We start from the raw sequence: 20248 nt of genomic DNA on the forward strand, positions 1-20248 counted from the left end.
GAAACCCAAGCTCAGCGAAACCGACTGATCTCCGTGGCAGACGTGCGGCGACTGATAAATTCGCGCAGCAGCGGTAGGAAGAAGGCCTTGCTGAAGCGGCCGGTTGGCGGCTCAGGCTCTAGATAGAACGAATTTCCGACAATGTCGGTATTGAACTCATCGAAGAGGATCCAAAGCCTGCGATCGGTATCGAGTCCGGCGCGGAGCTTTTCAATCGCCGGAACTTCCACGGCGAACCGCGACGCCTCTGGCTGCTTGGTGGTGATGGGGAAGAAGAGAACCAATCACCGTCTGGCCGCGGCATTCTCACACCGACGGCGACCGGCCGCTCCTTGCGTCCTTCCGTCTCTCCACGTCCGGCTTCCCGTGCCCAAAGGTAGGGATAGCGTATGACACTTGCGGTCTGAATCAGTTCGTAGCTCATGATCGGTCCGCCTCGTCCTCGCCGGCATAGGCATCGACGGCGTTTTCAAACTCAGCAAACAGTTCATCAGGCATCATTTCGATAGTCCCAACGGTGCGCCGATCCGACTGCTTCATCAGCCGCTGGTAAAATCGTTGCTGTTCTTGCTGCTCTTAAAGCGGCGCGAGCCCTCATGGCAGACCGGCTCTCGCCTACTGCGGCAAAGCAGGAGGAGCAAAAGCGGGGTCAAACCCCGTGTTTCCTCCCAATACTGCGCGCAACGATCAACGAGCTTGACGGCGAAAGCGGCCCCGACTGCTCGGGGTCGCTCGCTTGCTATTCAGTTCGGATCGTTCCAGAGGATGACTTTCTTGCTTTCGTCTCCGCCGGGGGCTGTAGCGACGTTGCCGAAGATGACTCCGATCTCAGGGGCCTCGAGCTTCACCGAGAGGTATTCAGCGCCGGTGCGTGGCGAGATCCGGTACCAGCCCGCGCCGATTTCAAAACCGGTGCGCTTGTTGACGATGCGGTAGTCCGGAGCGTCGTCGCGGGACTTGTTGGCGTTCGGCAGGACGGCGATCGGGGCGTTCACCCGGAGCGTTGCGAAGACGCCTTCCATCGAGCCGTCGGCCTTGGTGGTGAGGGTTGCGATTTGGGATGCCATTGTACTTCTCCTTCGGTTGTATCGGGTCCATTCCCGATGGCGGCGATGGAGAGGGCCGTCCTGCTGCGGTCAGGCCGGCACAATTTCTGGAAAATTCTTTTGCCGAAACCCGGGGACGAAAGTCCCCGCAGGCAAACCTAAAAAGAATTTTCCAGAAATTTTGTCGGCTGTACCCCAACGAGGTTGACCGCAGTAAGCAGGCGGCCCTCCACAAGTCGACATAACAAGGGAATGGACAGGATGCGACCGATGGCGACGCACTTCAGGCTACCCGACCGCAGCCCTTACCGCCACATGCCACGCTCACAGGGGCGCCATAGCGTTGCTCTGCATCACCTGCTCGGCGCCGTTCTTCAGCGGGCACCGGCATGCCCACGCAGGCATTCCGCCCCGCTCATTCTTCGGCAAACGTCCCACCGCGAGGTCTGCTGCGGGCCCTTTACGATCCGCTGCGCGGCGATCGGATATACGCTTCGGGCTGATGGCGGGTTTCGCGGACGGCATCATTTTCGGCAACGTCGCTAGCGGTCGCCCGGGGCGGTGACAACGGCTTCATCCTGCGGATCGACGCGGAATGGCTCGGTCCCGCAAGGGGGCCGGCTTTCGTGCTGTCGGGGCGCGGCCGAACAATAAGCTCCGAAGTCAGCACCTCACCCCGCCATCACTTCCCCGTGACGCTCCAAGGGAACATTTTCCAAAGGTTGACGTTGAGTCGGCGCTGAGGCACCCGCCTCATCTTCAGCACCGGAGGAATCATCATGGGTCGCGGTATTTTACTCTGGCTCCTAGGCATTCCATTGCCCATTGTAATTCTCCTCGTCTTGTTCCTGCGGTAGGAGGCCGGCATGCCTCTATATCAATCTGGGGTCTCTGACATTGGCGTCGAGTCTTCGACCCCTGCTCTTGCCTGGGGACCTGTCATCGGTGGCGCTGTAGCTGCTTCAGCGACAACCCTGATTCTCCTTCTGCTCGGTTCGGGTGTCGGTTTAACGATGGTCTCACCTTGGTCTGGGGAAAGCGCATCCGCGGCAACCGTGGGTGTGACGGCGGCCATTTGGTTTGTTGTCGTCCAGTGGCTTTCTTCTGCTCTTGGTGGCTATCTTACCGGGCGCCTTCGGACGAAATGGGCCGGAATCCATACCGATGAAGTATTCTTCCGCGACACCGCTCATGGATTCCTCAGTTGGGCTCTCGCAACGGTAGTCGTCGCTGGGCTTGCCGGCTCTGCCTTCACTTCTCTGGTGGGGAATGGCGTGCAGGCATTCGGCTCCGCGGCATCCACGGCAGCTGTAACCGGTGGTGCTGCGTCAACAGGTGGTGAGAACCCCGATCTCAGCACCAGTTACTTCACCGACGCCCTTCTTCGTCCTCAAGATCTAAGGGCAAGAGCTGAAACCGATCCATCGGCGACTACAGCAGAGGTTTCCCGCATCTTGATGAACGGCGCCGTCAGGGGGGAGGTTCCAGAGGATGACAAGGCCTATCTCGCGGCCATCGTCGCTTCTCGTGCCGGCATAACGCCGGAAGAAGCACGTGCCCGGGTGGATGGTGTTCTTAAGCAGGCTCAAGATGCCAAGGTTGCTGTGCAGCAGAAAGCCGATGAAGCCCGCGAAACTGCAGCCACAACCGCCCTTCTTGGAGCACTTTCGCTCCTTGTCGGTGCATTCATTGCTTCTGCGGCCGCTGCCTTGGGAGGGCGACAGCGCGACGACGACGAGGCAGCCTACATCGTTACCCGTTAGGTTCGCTTACTGAGACTTGAACCCGCCGTTCCCTGTGCGGTGGGTTTCTTAACGACGCACCAGGGAAAGTATGTCGAACGCCAATCAAAACGGCGACTTCCGCGAGAAAAACACCTGTATGCGTCAAACCACGTTCGGCAGATCCCTTGAGAGCAAAGCTCAGATAGAGGACGCCGCAAAGATCGCATCGGGAGCGGAAGTCGGCGAAATCCTTCACGTGTATCGCCTCGTACCCGTGGCGCCTCCGTTTGACGCACTCACCATTGACTCATCGAATAAGATGAGAACAAACGCAGACAAAAAAGAGGCGATCTCCGCGCCCACATGGTCGCTGTTCTCATGCGGCATTTTGATCTTGTGCAGAACTGGCACACATTAATCCTCCGTTAACTTGAGCGCCGCATGGTCTCTCAAAACCCCTAAGCTCGCTGGAGTTTGTAGCATGCGTATCCACAGTGGCGCGGTTCTTTTGACGATTCCGCTTATTGCTATTCTATTATTTGGCGCATCCCTCGCCTGGGATCGCCTCGACACAGTCGACCCCGTCTTGACAGGGTCGATCAGGTAAGCAGTCACGACAGTCTTGATAGCCAACTGGCCGCAAGTGGCCCTTGCAGAGTGCGTCAGAAGCACAGTTCCTTAATAAGAAAAAGAGCTGAATTCCTATCGTGTTGCTGCGCGCGCAAGGGACAGTTGGTGACACTTGAATTGGCTAATGTGATGCAATCAACTCGCACACCCGCTCTCTCCTCTCCCGTTCCCTAACCGCTCGGTGATCAACCTCGCGGTAGACATCGGGATTTGCGGTGTACTTCACCGAATCCCGCCGAACGGAAGGAAATGGCTCGATCCACGACATCGCATTGAGCTTCCGAAGCACCTCCTCGGCCTGGTCGACGTCCAACTCACGCATAATCCGATCACCTCGGCGGGCATCGCGCACCGTAATCTCGCTGGGCTGGTGGGACAGGATCCACCCTGCTATCGCCACGACAGCGTTATACCGATCCGACAGCCCAAGGACGTTCTGGTAAAATGCTAGCGCGTGCGGGAAGAGGAACTCGTGCAGGAAGTCCGCGGCCCCCTTAGCGGTGTCGTAGGTGGCGCACGCCGGCGCGAGCCAGGCGGCTAATTAGATGATGGATGGTCACGACCGGCGATGCCGCTCGATTTTACTCCTATCGGAAACCTCGCCTCTGCATTAGAGTTTCCTAATAAGGAGGAGCTGCCGATGAAACACGTCGATAACAGGCAAGTACGGGTACCTGGCCCGCCACGCGATCACTGCGTGGAAAGTTCATGTGGCAAGGCTGGAATAAGCCCAAAAGAAACGCATCGGATGCTGAGGCTATTGGGCAAACGAGCGGCGATTCACGAGCTTTCGATCAACGTGAAGGACCGTCCGCCGAAATTTCGGTAGTGGTTAGACGGCCCTCGCCTTTATCCCTTCCTGAATCCAGTCGAGGACTTCCGACCGGATAAGGCCTTTCGATGCAGGCCCAGGTTGCGCATGGCGTTTATGAACAATACGATACGGAATCTGTATGGAGCGACACCCAACTGAAACAACGCTCGACCTGAACGCTCTGCTGAGTGAGGCGAAGGCCTTCGCGGCGCAAGGGTATTACGCTCATGCGCTTGATCGGGGAGGGATTGCAGCTTCGTTTGCGCAAGCAAAGAAGCCGCCAAACTCCTTCGTCGGCTCCATCAAATTTCCAGATTTGCAAGAAAACGGCGCTCACGCGCCGCCTCCCTTGATTTCCCAGACATTGATACCGAAGCGGCGGGCCTTGTCGCGCAAGTTCTCGGTAATGCCGGAACCGGGGAAGATGATGACGCCCGCCGGCATGACCGAGAGCATTTCGTCGTTGCGCCGGAAGGGGGCAGCCTTGGCGTGCCGGTTCCAGTTCGGCTTGAAAGCGATCTGCGTCACCTTGCGGGCATCGGCCCAGCAGGCGGCGATGCGTTCTGCACCTTTCGGGGAGCCGCCGTGCAGCAACACCATGTCGGAGTGCTTGGCGTAAACCTTGTCGAGAGCTGCCCATATTCGCTCGTGATCGTTGTAGTCCATGCCACCGCCGAAGGCGATCTTCGTACCGGCTGGGATCAGCACCTCGGTCTCGGTACGGCGACGGGCGGAGAGGAAGTCTCGGCTGTCGATCACCGCCGCGGTCATGTTGGCGTGGTTGACCTTCGAGCCGGTGCGCGGACGCCATGCCGAGCCGGTCTCAGCCTCGAAGAGGTCGGCCGCATGGTCGCGCATGAACTCGAAGGCGTTGCGGCGCTCAAGAAGCGTGATGCCTTCGGCGACCAGGCGCTCCAACTCAACGCTCTTCACCTCCGAGCCGTCCTGTTCGCGCTGGCCGATGCGCTGTGCATCCTCGTTGCGCTGAAGCTCGCGCTGGATGCGCTCGCCGGCCCGGTGGAAAAGATTGACCGTCGACCAGAGCAGGTCTTCGAGATCGGGTTCCAGCCGCGTGTCACAGAGCATCTCGAACATGGCGTCGAAGACCGCCGTTAGCGCCGACTGGACCACCCGCTCCCCGGGCAACGGCCGCGGGTCGGGTTCGTCCTGGAGGGGGCGATGACCGCAAAGCTGCATTTCGTAGATGAAGCGGTCGGTCGGGGAAGACACGTGATGGGGTTCGAGAGCGTCGATTGGAAGGGTCAGGTTCATGATGATCTCCGTCGGTTTTGACCGCGCCTCTCGCGGCCTGACGACGATCCCTTCCATGCGGCAGGCGAGCCGGAACCGCGGCGCTTCACGCCGCGGCCCAGCGAAGCGCCGGGCGGCGAAAGAAGGGTTTCTTGACCCGCGAGGAGCGCCGGCTTCAGCATTGGCCCGAAAAATGGGAACCGGTTTTCGGAACAGCCGATGCGCCAAGCAAGTGCCGGCGCGGGGAAGAAACCCGACTGACCCGCTGAAGGCCCGACATCCGTATGGCAAGGGTCGCTCTCGGCAGGCCCGCGGGCGCCCTCTAACCGAATGGGGCATCATGGACCGGCCTTTCCTGCTACGCCGCGCCCCCACCGTCCCGTCCAGCAGCACCAGATAGGAAAGAACGCCTGGGCATCTTCCGGCGCGAGCTGGACTGTCAAACGTCCAGTGTGCCGGTCGGATCCGGGTCGGCGCAGGTCTTCTTTGGAGTCGCCTAGCCTCAGGCAAGCACAGACGGCAGGATCCCGACCGACGATGGCGCTCGCCCCGACGTCTCGATCGGAACCCGAAGGCGCAGATCTACCATGCACAGCATTTTACTATCTGTTTTTCGATAGTAAAATAGATGCCAGGCATATACCTTCGGCCGGAGCAAGAGGAGAACCAAGGTGCGGAACTTCACGATCGGCGATCAGACAGTGGACGAATCCTCGCCCGAGTTTCGGCTACTGCTTCCGCACGCCTATGAGCAAAGGCTTCGCCCGATGTGCATGTGCAAGGAGCCCCCGGTTGCGATGTATATTACGCGCCTGGAGGATCGGTATCTCATCAAGCGCATTCCGCTTTCGGGGCGCGATCACGATCCTGCGTGCCCCTCCTATGAGCCTCCCTACGAGCTTTCCGGCCTCGGGCCGCTGATCGGCAATGCGATCCAGATCGATGCCAGCGACAAGGCAGACCTGAAGCTGGATTTTTCCCTGACAAAACGCGGGCCACGAACGACGCCGGGCGCATCGGCTGAGACAGCTGAGCCGGCCATCCGCAGTGAGCCCAGGAAACTGTCGCTCAGGGCGATGCTGCATTATCTCTGGGAGGCTGGTGAATTGACGGAATGGCGCTCGACATGGGCGGGCCGGCGCGGCTGGGGCCGGGTGCGTACGAGCCTCATCAATGCGGCCTCGCAGATGACCGCAAGGGGCGGTTCGCTAAGCGACATGCTCTTCGTTCCCGAGGTGTTTCATCCGGACGACAAGGACGGGATTGCTGCCCGGCGTGCCGCCGCGCTCAAGAATATACAGGCGACTGGTTCGGGGCCGCGAAAACTTATGATGATCGTGGCCGAGGTGAAGGAGTTTTCCACCGCCCGCGGAGGTCACAAGATTGTCGTACGGCACCTGCCCTTCCCGCTGATGATCGACGATGGCGCATGGGGGCGTCTCGCAGCACGCTATGAGACCGAACTGGAACTCTGGCGCTCGAGCGAGGCGTTCCATCTGATCGTCATCGCGACTTTCGGCGTCTCGACCGCTGGCATCGCGTCTATTGAAGAGGTTGCCCTGATGGTGACCAACGAGCATTGGCTGCCATTCGAGAACATCCACGAGCTGCGGCTGCTGGAGAAACTCAGCCATTTCAAGCGAAAGAGCGTTAAGGGCCTGCGTTTCAACCTGGGCCGTGATGTGCCAATCGTGTCGGTGACATTGCCGGAACAGAAGCCTGCCCCCGTCGCGATGTTTATCGTACCGGCAGGTGCCGGAGATGATTACGAGCAGGCGCTCACCAATATGATCGACCTGAGACCGGAGATTACGCCTTGGGTCTGGAGAGTGGCCGAGAGCGATATCCCTCCACTTCCCTGATACCGGACGAGACCGGCCGCGAGCCGAAAATCATGGTACTCATGCTGAAATCTCCTGAAACGAAGAAGCCCGCCTGACCGCTTTCGTGACAGCCGGGCTGGCGTGGTGGAAGATGGCTTGCCACCGGGAGTGCCTGTCCGACGTGGCAAGCAGGCGGGATGCTAAGGCGCGCCACCCCAAAAGCGGCGCTTATTGGCTCTCAATCGATCGCCTGGAAGATCTCGGCAGCTTCTGGATGGTCGGTTGAATAGGCGTAGAGACGACCGTAGCCCTTAGAGAGATGTTCGGACTGATAATGGAAGGAGAGGTGGGAGAAGGCGAACAGTGTGGCGATGATGCCGGCGGCCTCAGCGGACACCTCCCCCTGAAATCCGGTGATCTCGCCGGTGATCCGAAACCGCGATCTGGATTTAGGAGCCAGGAATAGCGGTTTGCCCTCGTGTTCATAGAAATCCCAGAAGCCGCCGCCATAGTCGAGCGGGCTCAGCCAACCCATGGAGGTGTAGACCGCGTTTTCAGCAACGATCAGGCGCGAGCGGCCGAACAAAGTAGGCAGAAATTCCTGGCGACGCTCTTCGGGGACGACGGTGGCGCTTTGGCGCGCAATCATGGATGTCGGCATCGATTTTATCTCCAGAGAGGCGACAGAGTTCCGGCCAGACAACCCTCTCTCCATCGTCCGGCTTCAACCCTCCTCCGGCCCCTCTCTTCCTCAACCCGCCGACCGCAGCCGTCCCTTCCCCGTAAAACATGCTTGGCTCCATCTTCATAAATCGGAAAGCCGGACACCATGGCAGGGCCTCCGGTGGAGGCTGGTCTGAATGGACTATTCTGCCGCTTCGAGACGCGCGCCATCGTCCTCCCCCCCTCGATGGATGCCTCTTCGGCATCTGCGCCTTCTGTCAGGAAGGTCGGCAGTTCGACGTTGACGCTTGCCGCGTTATTGTCGTCGATAACCCATCCGCATCCACGGCGGCAGCACCGGGCTCGCCGGGGTCTCGCCGACCGGGAGCCGTAGCATTTCAGGAAGCCATCGGATCCTTACAGCAGCCGGGCGGCCTCGCGCGCCGGCCCTGGTTGAATGGCCCGATAAGGACAGGTCACCAGGCTCACACCCGCCATGGAAGTCTTTTCCGGAACTCTGCCTGCCGAGTTATCCACAGCATGGTTTCCATCATAGATTGAGTCTTCTTTGATCCGCAATTGCGCTGTGAAGGTGCAAGATGACGCACGTAACATCCGACAGCTGGAACTCTTCCCCAAAAATAGCTGGGATGGGGAGGCCTCTCCGCAATTGCACATATTACGTAAGGTGCCGGTCAGGCGTCTCGAATCTTTCGCCCACCGGCTTGCGGGACACCGGCGCCTGCCGGAGCCTTACCAAAACCCGCCTCGGAATAGCCGCAACCCTCGGCTGCAAGACCAGGGGTGAAGGAGAAGTCCCTCAGTGGGAACAATGCAAACTGAGTTGCATTCGAGGCTTTTCTCACATTCACTTCACCGCCTGATGAACACAAACTGGGAAGGAGCATAAAAAATGTCATCACGAATCTTGAACCTCCGAACGGCCGCGCTGATTGGCAGCGTGCTACTTGGCGCCACGTCAGCCTTTGCAGAGGCAGTTCTCCATCGCGGAAACGCCGGCGAACCGCAGACACTCGATCAGGCGCATACGTCGATCAACATCGAAGAATTCATTCTGAAGGATCTTTACGAAGGCCTGACGATCTATGATGCTGCCGGCAAGATCGTACCGGGAGCCGCCGAATCCTGGACCGTGTCGGAAGATGGGACGACCTATACGTTCAAGCTGCGCGAGAATGCGAACTGGTCGGACGGCTCACCCGTCACGGCGGAGGATTTCGTGTTCTCCTTCCAGCGAATAGAAGATCCGAAAACGGCTGCGGGTTACGCGAACATTCTCTATCCAATCAAAAACGCGGAAAAGATCAACAAGGGTGAACTCGCGACCAGCGAGCTTGGCGTGAAGGCCGTCGATGCCAAGACGCTAGAAATCACCTTGGAACGGCCAACACCATTCATTCTGGAGCTCCTCGCGCATCAGACGGCCCTTCCCGTCTCCAAGGCAAGCGTCGAGAAGAACGGAGCCGATTTCGTAAAACCTGGCGTGATGGTTTCCAACGGGGCGTTCAAGCTCGTGAGCCATGTGCCGAACGACAGCCTGGTGGTTGAGAAGAACACCAATCACTGGGACGCGGCCAACACCAAGCTCGACAAGGTGATCTTCTACCCGATTGACGACCAGGCCGCTTCCGTGCGCCGGTTCGAGGCCAAGGAAATGGACCTGGTCTACAATTTCTCCGCCGATCAGATCGAACGTCTTCGAACCTCCTATGGCGACCAGGTTCACATATCGCCGACCTTGGCGACATATTACTACGCCTTCGACAGCCGTCAGGAACCGTACAGCGACGTGCGCGTCCGCCGTGCCCTGTCCATGGCTGTCGACCGGGACTTCCTCGCCAAGGAGATCTACAGCGGCTCGCAGATCCCGGCCTACTCGATGGTTCCCCCTGGCATGGAGACCTATGGCGAGCCGTCCAAGGCTGATTTTGCGGAAATGTCCCAGCTCGACCGTGAGGACAAGGCAATCGAACTCATGAAAGAGGCGGGGTATGGCGAAGGCGGCAAGCCGCTCAATATCGAAATCCGCTACAACACGAACCCGAACCACGAGCGCGTGGCTACCGCGGTTGCGGATATGTGGAAGAACACCTTTGGCGCCAGCGTCTCGCTGGTAAACCTCGATGTGTCGTCTCACTACGCATATCTGCAGGAGGACGGAAAGTTCAACGTCGCTCGCGCCGGCTGGGTGGCAGACTATGCCGACGCGGAAAACTTCCTCGCCCTCAGCCTCAGCACCAATGAGACGTTCAACTACGGCCAGTATAAAAATCCCGAATTCGACGACCTGATGAAAAGGTCTTACGAGGAGCGAGATCAGGCCAAGCGATCAAAGCTTCTTCATGAGGCTGAAGCCCTCGTGATGCGCGACCAGCCGGTCGCCCCGCTTCTTACGCAGGCCGATCTGTGGCTTGTCTCCGACCGGATCAAGGGCTGGCACGACAATGCAGTAAACGAGCATCTCAGCCGCTTCCTCAGCGTTTCCGAATAATCAGACGGACAAATGGCGCGCCGCTTCCGGCGCGCCATTTGGCAGGAGAACCGGTATGCTGTCCTTTGTTCTGCGCCGTCTGGCGAGCGCCGTGCCGACACTGTTCATCGTCGTCACGATTTCCTTTTTTCTCATGCGTTTCGCCCCCGGTGGCCCGTTCAATCTCGAACGTCCATTGCCTCCCGCGACGATGGAAAACCTGATGCGGACCTATCAGCTCGATCAGCCGCTCTGGCGTCAATACGTCACCTATATCTCCAATGCCGTGACAGGTGATTTTGGCCCCAGTTACATATACAAGGACAATACCGTCGCCGAGCTGATCGGCAAAGGCCTGCCCTATTCGGTCGAGCTCGGCTTTTACGCGCTGCTCCTGGCGCTGATCGGCGGTGTCTTAACAGGCACCGTAGCTGCGCTTCGGCAAAACAGCCTGCTTGATTTCTTGATCATGTCGCTGGCGACAGTGGGTACGACGATCCCCAATTTCGTTGTCGGCCCCGTCTTGACGCTGGTCTTTGCCATCGGGCTGTCCCTTCTGCCGGCAGGCGGCTGGGGCGATGGGTCGCTGTCATTCCTGATCCTTCCGATGATCGCGCTGGCGCTGCCGCAACTGGCTGTGTTCGCACGTCTCACCCGTGGCTCGATGATCGAGGCACTTCACGGCGACCACATTCGCACGGCCCGTGCCTATGGCTTACCGTCTCGGGTGGTGGTGGTAACGCATGCGATGCGGGGGGYCCTTCTTCCGGTCGTATCCTACCTGGCGCCTTGTGCGGCGGCGCTGATGACGGRCTCGGCGGTCGTGGAGACAATTTTCACCATTCCCGGCGTGGGCAGGTACTTCGTACTCGGCGCGCTCAACCGCGACTATACGCTTGTGATGGGCACAGTGGTCCTCATCGCGATTTTCGTCATCGTCTTCAATCTGCTGGTCGATCTTCTATACGGCCTTCTCGATCCGAGGGTCCGCCATGACTGATGCCATTATGTCACCACGATCTGAGACGTCGGGCACGCCAAGCCGCAGCTTATTCCAGCTCGCGCTGATCCGCTTTCGGCGWAACAAAGCGGCGATGGCCGGATGTTTCCTGTTGCTGTTTATCGCGGCATTCTCCTTCCTGGGCCCTCTGTTCATTCCGCATAGCTACGACCAGGTGTTTACGTCCTATGTAACGGTCCCTCCGAGCCTCGAAGCAAGGCCCAACGAAGCGTCACTTCAATCCGCAATGGAAAGCGTCGCGACCCGAGCACGTGTGAAACTCGAGAGTTTCGATGTGGAGGGACAGACCTTCACAGCTACCGTTAGCGCCGATGATCCGATCGACCCGCGAACGACCCGTTATTTCGACCGGGCGAACGAGTTTCGCGACACCCAGGTGGCCAGCTCGGAAAACGAAGGGCGTGTTCTGAAGCTCACTGGACAAGTGAGCAGGGAATATTTCCTGTTTGGCACCGATCCCAACGGCCGCGACCTTCTTGCGCGGGTAATGCTTGGCGGACAGATTTCGATAGCGGTTGGTTTGCTGGCAAGTCTCGTCTCGCTCGGCATCGGCGTGATCTATGGCGCCACTTCGGGATATCTCGGCGGCCGCGTCGACAATGTCATGATGCGATTGGTGGAGATCCTCTATTCACTCCCCTTCGTGTTCCTGGTCGTCGTGCTGGTCGTCTTCTTCGGCCGCAGCTTCATCCTGATCTTCCTTGTGATCGGCGCCGTCGAATGGYTCGACATGGCACGCATCGTTCGTGGCCAGACACTCGCATTGAAGCGCCGTGAGTTCGTCGGAGCCGCACAGGCGCTCGGGTTGAGTGATTGGCAGATCATCCGCCGTCATATCATCCCCAACACGATCGGCCCCGTCATCGTCTTCGTGACGGTGGTCGTGCCGAAAGTCATTCTGCTTGAGAGCTTTCTGTCGTTCCTCGGGCTTGGCGTACAGGCTCCATTGACCAGTTGGGGAGCGCTTATCTCGGAAGGCGCAAACAACATCCAATCCGCGCCCTGGCTTCTCATCTTCCCTTCAATCTTCTTCGTCGCAACACTCTTCTCGCTGAACTTCATCGGCGACGGCCTGCGTGACGCTCTCGACCCCAAGGACCGATAACATGGAAGATGCCAAATCAACCATTCTCGAGGTCAAAAACCTGAAAGTGAGCTTCACGACGCCGGACGGAATAGTGAATGCCGTAAAGGGCATCGATCTTGAGGTTCGCGCCGGAGAAACGCTCGCAGTCGTTGGCGAGTCCGGGTCCGGCAAGAGCCAGACGATGATGGCCCTTATGGGCCTCCTGGCAAAGAACGGCACGGTGACCGGATCTGCGAAATACCGTGGCAAAGAGCTTATCGGACTTCCGATCACGGAACTGAACAAGGTCCGCGGCTCGAAGGTCACGATGATTTTCCAGGAGCCGATGACATCGCTCGATCCGCTTTATACGATCGGACGGCAAATCGCGGAACCGATCGTCCACCATCGCGGGGGCAGCCACAAGGATGCCCGCAAACGGGTACTGGAACTCCTTGAGCTGGTGGGAATCCCCGAACCCGCTCGGCGGATCGACAGCTATCCGCATGAGCTTTCGGGTGGCCAACGCCAGCGTGTCATGATCGCCATGGCGCTCGCAAACGAGCCGGACATATTGATTGCCGACGAGCCGACCACGGCACTGGATGTCACCATCCAGGCGCAGATCCTTTCACTCCTTCGCCAGCTCCAGCAGCGTTTCGGCATGGCAATCGTGCTGATCACCCATGACCTTGGCATTGTCAGGCATTTCGCCACGCGGGTGGCAGTCATGCGCCGGGGTGAACTGGTCGAAAAAGGACAGACCGCGGACATCTTCGAACGCCCCTCGTCGGACTATACGAGAATGTTGCTCGACGCTGAACCGCACGGCCGCAAACTGCCGCCTCAAGATAGCGCGCCAATCATTCTCGAAGGCCGCAGGGTCTGCGTCGACTTCGAGATCGGTGGCTTATTCTCAGGAGGATCGAAGCATTTCCGCGCGGTCGATAACGTGAACGTGCGATTGCGGGAAGGTCAGACGATCGGCATTGTCGGAGAATCCGGATCGGGGAAATCGACGCTCGGTCGTGCACTCCTGCGCTTGATCCACAGTGACGGCCATTATCGCTTCGGCGCGGTCGACATCTCCGGATATGACAGGAAACGGATGCGGCCGCTGCGCAAGGAGATGCAGCTCGTTTTTCAGGATCCCTATGGCTCTCTGTCGCCGCGCCAAACAGTCGGTGAGATCATCACCGAAGGTCTTCTGGTACACAATCCGGGTTTGACGAAGCCTGAGCGCGATGCACGCGCGGTCGCCGCGCTCGAAGAGGTCGGCCTCGATCCCCGTACGCGCAACCGCTATCCTCATGAATTCTCGGGCGGCCAGCGGCAGCGCATCGCCATCGCACGTGCGATGATCCTCAAACCGCAAGTTGTCATCCTTGACGAGCCGACCTCTGCACTCGACCGTTCCGTACAAGGCCAGGTCATCGACCTTCTACGGCAGTTGCAGGACAACCATGGGCTCTCCTACATCTTCATCAGCCACGACCTGTCGGTCGTGAAGGCTCTTTCCGACTATGTGATCGTTATGAAGAGCGGCAAGATCGTTGAAGAGGGCACGACCGACGCGGTGTTTGAAAATCCGGCTGACTCCTATACCAAAGCGCTCATCGGCGCCGCATTCACCGTGTGAAGCGCGATGTCGAGAGCGATTGCGGTCCGAGTTTACTGCTTGGCCTCGTCGAAGATGCGACGATGCTCCTCAATGGCAGGCAAATTTTCCCGGACCCAATAATTCAGTCCCTCAAGGGCGCGCAGCACGCCGGCTCCCATTTGTGTCAATTCATATTCGACCCGTGGCGGCACCTCGGGAAAGTAATGACGTGTGACCAAGCCATCGCGCTCCAGATTACGCAGTGTCAGCGTCAGCATTCGCTGTGTGACCCCGTCGAGTTCCTTTTTGAGCGTTGAAAAGCGGAGCCGGCACTCATTTGCGAGGGAGAGGCGCCACAGAACATGAACGGTCCATTTATCGCCTAGCCGTGTGCAAATACCGTTCGATGGGATGGGCCTAAACTGCGGGCTATCCGCTTGCCCCTGCTGCGAGCCGACCCGGATGGAATTGTCCATGCGTATCATCCTTGTGCCTGATGCTGCAAAATGTGCCGTCTTCCGTCGACTTTTCATTCGTATATATGGATGCCACTGGTTCGACACGAGGGTTTTCCAATGTTCGATGACACACGTCCAATCCTGGCTTTCGGCGCCACCGGTCGACAGGGCGGATCGGTTGTGAAAGCCTTGCTGAAAGCAAATCGGCCAATTCGCGCACTTGTAACGGATCCCATGAAACCAGCGTCGATCGCCTTGCGAGAAGCAGSCGTCGAACTGCTGCCCGGATCGTTCGAGGACACGGATGTGATCCGCGCAGCGATGAAAGGTACTTACGGCGTCTTCAGCGTGCTGCCGGGTAATCTAGGGGCAGAGGAGGAAGAACGCTACGGGACTTCGATCGCGAACCTGGCCGTCGAAAGCGGTGTCTCTCATCTTATCTATTCCTCGGGTGCCAGCGTCGGGGACACGCTGACAGGCGTGGCGCGTTTCGACGCCAAACCCCGCATCGAGGCCCACATTCGCAAATTGCCTGTCACGGCAACCATCGTCAGGCCCATGATCTTCATGGAAATGCTTGTGCGACCCGGATTCGGATTGGATGAAGGGCGGTTGCTATCTCTTATCAGGCCAGATCATTCGATCCAGCTGACCGCCGTGGAGGACATCGGGAAGTTCGTCGCGGCAATGTTCGCCGACACGGTCCGGTTCGGCGGGGCAACTTTGACGATCGCGAGCGACAGGGTTACGGGCCACGAGCTGGAAGCCGCTTTCAGCGAAGTCACGGGTCGCCCAATCACCTATGCCCGTTTTCCAGATGAGGTTCTCGCAGCCAATGCGGACCTGGCGCACATGGCCAGGAGCCTAGAAGATGGCCCACTGGCAGAGCGTGTCGATCTGAATGCAATGCGGGAGATCAATCCGGAACTCCTCTCTTTCCGCGCCTGGCTTGCGGGAAACGGACGAAAGGCACTTGACCAAGCCTTGGAAATGGCAGCCCGTGGGACCCCGTAGTTGATCTAGGGTCCGTTCATGAACTGGCCTGAAGGCTGGAACCGCCTCTCAGGGCCGACTGCGGCTTCTCGGAATGAGCGTTAGAGATAGGAGCGCAGAAAGCGCAGTCAGGCAGCTTGTCAAAGCGAGCGGCCACCAACCCATAATGAGGAAGGGAGCTGCGCCAGCCGTCCCTGCAGCCGTGACACCAAGGATCGCCGCTACAATCAATGCAGCACCGCGAGAGTGATCACCCTTCGAGGCTATGATCGCCTGGTGGAAACCGACTGGACCACGGATTCCAAATGCGCCGTTCGTCAAAACCCACAGCGGCACGAGTATGATAAGACTTTCTCCGCCAATTCCAACGTAGGCAAGAATCAGCAGGAATCCCACAGACAAACCGGCTGTTCCGATGAAGATCATGCGCTCGACACCGAATTTTTGGGCAAGCATGTTTGATAGGTTCGATGCCAGGATGAAATTGGCTATGCCGCAAATCTGGAGAACGATGAAATCCTGGATCCCTCCCCCCAAAACCTCTGTCATCACCGCCGGTGCGCCAAAGACAAAGATAAGGATACCTGCCAAGGAAAAGGCCTGACTTAAGGCGTGCCGAAGGAAATCAGCATTTTGCAAGATCGAGAAATAGCTCCGGTGCACTTCAAGAGCGCCCGGCCGATCCGGAAGTGAACGGCTGTAGGCCCTGCTGGCAATGGAGCAGAAGGCAGCACAACCACCAAGAACAAGAAAAGAAGCCTCCCATCCACCCACTTTGAGTAGAAATGCCCCAGCCAAAGGAGCAAGTGCGGGTGTCAGGGACTCGATCGACCCAAGTCTTCCGAACATTCCGGCAGCTTTTTCACCAGTATAGAGGCCTTGAATGAAACCAGGCGCGAACACCGCCGGGCCGGAGCCGAATGCGCCCTGCGCAAAGCGCAACGCGATAAGCCACTGAAGATTCGGTGCAAACGCAGACAAAATAGATGTGGTCGCCAACAGACCTAGCGACCAGACCAGAAGCTTACGGGGAGAATATCTTGCTCCGAGTTCCCCGAAAGTCAGTAAGCCCACAAGCGTGCCTGCGGCGTAGGCTGCGAGCACCATCTGGGCCAAGGCTGGCGTCCCGCCTAATTCGCGCGGCATCGTCGGGACGGCAGGCAGGACCAGATCAGTTCCGGCGATGCCGAGAATGGTGCCGAACGATATCAGCAGAAACAAGAAGCCGGGTGATGCATTGCGAGTCATAACCGCACCTACCACGCTAGCGCGATTGCACCTATCGTGCTGCGGTTATAGCGTCGAACAATTTTGTTGATGCTTTGCGGCACTCGCCAAGCCGGCGGTACCCAATGCACATTTGACCAGTCTTGGATCCTCTCGCACGTTCGAAGGTGAGACGTACGCCAACGCCCCGTCGTCATCTCCAACTCAGCTTCACAGAGGACGATTACCTCTGCTCCATCGCTTCTGGGTAGACGTTGAAGATTCGATAATTTGGAAGAAGGTGGACCTTGTTGAAGCCGCGCCTGCTCCGGCGTCACTGCACGGTTCACAGCCCGCGGCAATCATATGCCCAGTGCAGAAGCGCCTGACGCTGGCGCGGGCGACACCATCGGTCACCAGGCTCGCAGGCGCGGCGCAATTGTACGACATGGCGACGCATGGCTTTCCAGCGGCCGATCTGCCGCTCATCCTCACCGGGCATTCTGCGCCCGTGGTAGTAGCGGCAGTACCACTGGAACCAGCCACGTGGGTCGTCTGGATGGATCCATCCCTTTGCCCGCCAGACCCTGAGTGGTTGGCTTGCATCCACGCCGAACCAGTTGAGCGAGGGGTCGCGCCGCTCCGGTGACAGTCGTGCCTCGGCGAACCACTCTTTGGGGAATTCCCCGCCGCAGTCGGTCATGTATTTGCCGCCGAACACGCCAAGCGCCAACATTTCCGCAGGCGTCAGATCGGGGTGGAATTCAGGATGGAAGTCGCGGCCCATCGGTGCATCAAGAACATAGCTATAATACTGCTGCATCCGGTCGTTCACGAATATCCGCCGCGGCGTCATCGCACGTGCCTTCGTCCATGCTGCATTGGGTTGCGCCTCCAGACGGACAGATTGAGTACCGAGGCGAAGCTCACCCATGCCAGGTAGGGGATGAGCAGCCAGGCTGCGAGCGGGCTGATCGGGTGGAAAAGCATGATCACAACAAGAATCGAGGCCCAGAGCACCGCAATCTCTACCACCGCCAAGTCAGGGYGGCGCAACCCGAAGAAGATCGGAGACCAGGTCGCGTTGAGAATGAGCTGAGCCACATAGACGCCGAGCGGCACTGCGGCTCCCGCCAATCCTGCCTCACGCCAGACCAGCCAGCCGGACACTGCGATCATCGCATAGAGTACCGTCCACACGGGTGCGAATAGCCAATCCGGCGGTCGCCAGCGCGGCTTATCAAGCTGCTTATACCATTCGCCGGGGCGGAAGATGACGCCGGGCGCCGCGGCGCCAAAGCTTGCACTCAAAAAGACGATCAGCATGAAGAAGGAAAACGGGTCCATGGAATATGAAAATGGAGAAGACTGCCGTTAGGTCAAGCGGCGCTCTCCAAGTGCCTACAACCGCGTCGCAACCACATCAGCCGGCTGAGCCTCGGATCGGTGAGCGATTTTGGCACTTGCAGCCGCTTGTCGGACACGAATTCGTAACGTGGTTGTGTGCTCGAAACCCGATCTCAGCAGCGGGGCCTTTCATTGCATAACGACGAAGGCGACAACAGATCCGGCAATTATCCGTTTAGCCTTCGAGATTGACGCGCCGACGCCTCGCTCCAGGCAACGATCCACGACCGAATGTCAGCCGTTTCCATCTCAATGCTCCTGTCGGTCAATTCCCCGGCCCTCACAGAATGCGTATTTTAAAATAGGGTTCGGTTCACGCATTGGCGGTCGGGCGGCAACAGCGTCCACGTGTTTATCGATTGACAGTCAGGGATTGCCTTTTGAAAATGAAGCCTATCTAGCGCGCCATGATCAAGCACCTAGTCCAACACGCGATCGCAATCACTCCCGCTGACCTGGCAATGCTGGAAAGTGTCCTGGAAGAAATCCTAACGCGACGAGGCATCGCCAAAGGCACTGACGCTGCGTCACGGATCGCGGTCGATCTGCTGGATCTGTTCCAGCACGGCATCCGCAATAAGCAGCAACTCCTGGCAATGCTCTCAGGTACCAAGAATTTCCCGTAACCGCCGTTGGTTGGCGTGAGTAGACTCACTACGCCGCCTAGGTGTACCATCGACACATCGCTGGTAACCGATCATGTAGGCGCTGGCGACTGAGAGTTATTACGTGCTCCCGCCTGCAAACGGAGGGCAGCACTATGCGTCCCAGATCAAACGTGCGTGAATCCTATCCGGAGATTCGTCCGATGCTCTTGCAATGGGCGAAACGGTTCTCTGCCTCGGAAGAAGGGCAAGGATTGCTCGCTGAGCCCATTCGGTGCGCGTTGAGCGACCTGGATGTACTAGGCGACGGCAATCTCGGTCGGTCGCTGTTCCGCTTGATGCTTTCGCTGGCGAAACGGAACCAGATGAGCAATCAGTCGCGAGACGACGAGCCCTGTGACGCGCACGCTCCTAGCGGCTCGGGACATCAGCAGCGCAAATGTCGACCAGCGTCCTGTATCCTTACGCTGATCGGCCGGCGTGGCTCCACGAGCCTCTATGATGTCAGTATCGGCTACGCGGCGCAGACCATCGACATTTGCCGGTCGCGTAATTCCACAAACCGTCAGGGCAAGCGTCGAAATCACGACGAGCCCGATCCGAAGCGTCCACGGCCTCACTATTCTGCCTTTCGATCGATAGACGAACCTCGTCACCGGCCTGCTTCCAGAACCAGCCGGCGATGAGCACGAGAATGAGGAGGATACCGAAGGCACCAAGGATGCGGGGCGTAGTAGTCATTACGCCCTCACCTTCCGATAGAAGCCTTAGATGGTCAAGCCGATGATGATCGCGGCGACTGCCGCGGCAAGGCGCTTATCGAGCCCGCTCGATCGAGGTCCGGAACAATTTACGTGTCGCACGGTTAGTATGTCTCAATAAGGGAGTACCCGCAATGGACGAAACCGAAACCCGCTCGCTCTTCATCACCGGCCTCAAAAATGCTCACGCAATGGAGAACCAAGCCCTCTCCATCATGAAGCCGCAAGTGAAACGTATCGAGAATTACCCGGAGGTCGCCAGCCGGCTGGAACAGCATATTCGTGAAACGGAAGGCCAAATATCCCGATTGGAGGAAGTGCTCGAAAACCTAGAWGAAGACCGGTCAATGCTTAAAGATGTTGCATTGTCATTCACCGGCACCATGGCCGCTATGGGTCATACGGTAGCCGGAGACGAAATCATCAAGAACTCCTTGGCCAATTTTGCGTTCGAGAACTATGAAATCGCGGCTTACAAATCACTGATCACAATTGCTGAACTGGGTGGTTTTCCCGCCCTCGTCGCTCCGCTGAAGTCTAATCTCGATGAGGAGGTTTCAATGGCTAAGTGGTTAGAGGACAATCTCCGTCCAGTCACCATAAAGTTTGCCTCGCTTAAGGAGGCGGGCGAAACGGCCAAGGTCTGAGCGAGATAGCTTGGCCATCTTGGAACCATCCGAGTCGCAGAT

The 20248-nt window shown here is 58.5% G+C and carries 17 protein-coding genes and 2 pseudogenes; 9 read left to right on the forward strand and 10 right to left on the reverse strand.

Going from position 1 to position 20248, the window contains the following annotated elements; genetic code table 11:
• Nucleotides 1-11: 11 nt before the first annotated feature.
• From LCM4573_RS21430 to LCM4573_RS21440, 3 genes and pseudogenes are all read right to left on the reverse strand, one after another.
• Nucleotides 12-424 (reverse strand): annotated as a pseudogene (locus LCM4573_RS21430) (hypothetical protein).
• Nucleotides 421-552: pseudogene (locus tag LCM4573_RS21435) on the reverse strand (prevent-host-death family protein); the annotation flags it as partial. The pseudogenes LCM4573_RS21430 and LCM4573_RS21435, both read right to left, overlap by 4 nt.
• 191 nt (nt 553-743) lie before the next feature.
• Entirely contained in the window at nt 744-1067 is a 324-nt protein-coding gene (locus LCM4573_RS21440) for a DUF736 family protein (RefSeq protein WP_071008414.1), read from the reverse strand.
• An 845-nt stretch (nt 1068-1912) separates the two neighbouring features.
• On the opposite strand from LCM4573_RS21440, the gene LCM4573_RS21450 reads away from it, so the two are divergent.
• Entirely contained in the window at nt 1913-2809 is an 897-nt protein-coding gene (locus LCM4573_RS21450; RefSeq protein ID WP_071008419.1) for a hypothetical protein, read from the forward strand.
• A gap of 1738 nt (nt 2810-4547) precedes the next feature.
• On the opposite strand, the gene LCM4573_RS21465 is transcribed toward LCM4573_RS21450, so the two are convergent.
• Nucleotides 4548-5486, reverse strand: a complete 939-nt coding sequence (locus LCM4573_RS21465) for a DUF2493 domain-containing protein (protein WP_071008541.1) — start codon at nt 5484-5486, stop codon at nt 4548-4550.
• 650 nt (nt 5487-6136) lie between these two features.
• On the opposite strand from LCM4573_RS21465, the gene LCM4573_RS21470 reads away from it, so the two are divergent.
• Entirely contained in the window at nt 6137-7327 is a 1191-nt protein-coding gene (locus tag LCM4573_RS21470; RefSeq protein WP_071008424.1) for a DUF1173 domain-containing protein, read from the forward strand.
• A 199-nt stretch (nt 7328-7526) separates the two neighbouring features.
• Here the strand turns inward: LCM4573_RS21470 and LCM4573_RS21475 are convergent, their stop codons facing one another.
• The gene (locus LCM4573_RS21475) at nt 7527-7949 is read right to left on the reverse strand and encodes an antirestriction protein (protein ID WP_071008426.1); all 423 of its coding nucleotides are present in this window, start codon (nt 7947-7949) and stop codon (nt 7527-7529) included.
• A gap of 915 nt (nt 7950-8864) precedes the next feature.
• On the opposite strand from LCM4573_RS21475, the gene LCM4573_RS21480 reads away from it, so the two are divergent.
• Genes LCM4573_RS21480 through LCM4573_RS21495 form a run of 4 tightly spaced genes read left to right on the forward strand, consistent with a single transcriptional unit; the run spans nt 8865 to nt 14168 of the window.
• Entirely contained in the window at nt 8865-10463 is a 1599-nt protein-coding gene (locus tag LCM4573_RS21480; protein ID WP_071008428.1) for a peptide ABC transporter substrate-binding protein, read from the forward strand.
• 55 nt (nt 10464-10518) lie between these two features.
• Entirely contained in the window at nt 10519-11442 is a 924-nt protein-coding gene (locus LCM4573_RS21485; protein ID WP_071008429.1) for an ABC transporter permease subunit, read from the forward strand.
• Between the two features lie 7 nt (nt 11443-11449).
• A complete protein-coding gene (locus LCM4573_RS21490) occupies nt 11450-12568 on the forward strand; it encodes an ABC transporter permease (protein WP_244505396.1) in 1119 nt (372 codons plus the stop codon).
• A gap of 1 nt (nt 12569) precedes the next feature.
• On the forward strand, nt 12570-14168 hold the full coding sequence (locus LCM4573_RS21495) for an ABC transporter ATP-binding protein (RefSeq protein WP_071008432.1): 1599 nt from the start codon (nt 12570-12572) through the stop codon (nt 14166-14168).
• A 32-nt stretch (nt 14169-14200) separates the two neighbouring features.
• Here LCM4573_RS21495 and LCM4573_RS21500 read toward each other — a convergent pair whose 3' ends face one another.
• The gene (locus LCM4573_RS21500; protein ID WP_083347578.1) at nt 14201-14614 is read right to left on the reverse strand and encodes a helix-turn-helix domain-containing protein; all 414 of its coding nucleotides are present in this window, start codon (nt 14612-14614) and stop codon (nt 14201-14203) included.
• A gap of 90 nt (nt 14615-14704) precedes the next feature.
• On the opposite strand from LCM4573_RS21500, the gene LCM4573_RS21505 reads away from it, so the two are divergent.
• Nucleotides 14705-15601 (forward strand): NmrA/HSCARG family protein, encoded by an 897-nt coding sequence (locus tag LCM4573_RS21505; protein WP_071008433.1) that lies wholly within the window; start codon nt 14705-14707, stop codon nt 15599-15601.
• Between the two features lie 48 nt (nt 15602-15649).
• On the opposite strand, the gene LCM4573_RS21510 is transcribed toward LCM4573_RS21505, so the two are convergent.
• The 3 genes from LCM4573_RS21510 to LCM4573_RS21520 form a co-directional block, all read right to left on the reverse strand.
• A complete protein-coding gene (locus LCM4573_RS21510) occupies nt 15650-16843 on the reverse strand; it encodes an MFS transporter (protein ID WP_071008434.1) in 1194 nt (397 codons plus the stop codon).
• A 289-nt stretch (nt 16844-17132) separates the two neighbouring features.
• The gene (locus LCM4573_RS21515; protein WP_407071760.1) at nt 17133-17609 is read right to left on the reverse strand and encodes a hypothetical protein; all 477 of its coding nucleotides are present in this window, start codon (nt 17607-17609) and stop codon (nt 17133-17135) included.
• A gap of 29 nt (nt 17610-17638) precedes the next feature.
• Nucleotides 17639-18133: a TspO/MBR family protein gene (locus LCM4573_RS21520; RefSeq protein WP_071008436.1), complete on the reverse strand. Its 495-nt coding sequence runs from the start codon at nt 18131-18133 to the stop codon at nt 17639-17641.
• A 467-nt stretch (nt 18134-18600) separates the two neighbouring features.
• Here LCM4573_RS21520 and LCM4573_RS21525 point away from each other — a divergent pair, with 467 nt between their 5' ends.
• The gene (locus tag LCM4573_RS21525; RefSeq protein ID WP_071008437.1) at nt 18601-18819 is read left to right on the forward strand and encodes a hypothetical protein; all 219 of its coding nucleotides are present in this window, start codon (nt 18601-18603) and stop codon (nt 18817-18819) included.
• A gap of 483 nt (nt 18820-19302) precedes the next feature.
• Here the strand turns inward: LCM4573_RS21525 and LCM4573_RS28155 are convergent, their stop codons facing one another.
• The gene (locus LCM4573_RS28155) at nt 19303-19539 is read right to left on the reverse strand and encodes a hypothetical protein (protein WP_071008438.1); all 237 of its coding nucleotides are present in this window, start codon (nt 19537-19539) and stop codon (nt 19303-19305) included.
• Nucleotides 19540-19693: 154 nt separating this feature from the next.
• On the opposite strand from LCM4573_RS28155, the gene LCM4573_RS21535 reads away from it, so the two are divergent.
• Nucleotides 19694-20206 carry a ferritin-like domain-containing protein gene (locus LCM4573_RS21535; protein WP_071008439.1) on the forward strand — a complete coding sequence of 171 codons (513 nt, stop codon included), beginning with the start codon at nt 19694-19696 and terminating at the stop codon, nt 20204-20206.
• Nucleotides 20207-20248 lie beyond the last annotated feature (42 nt).

This window comes from Rhizobium sp. LCM 4573, from assembly GCF_001854865.1.
Classification (GTDB): Bacteria; Pseudomonadota; Alphaproteobacteria; order Rhizobiales; family Rhizobiaceae; genus Neorhizobium.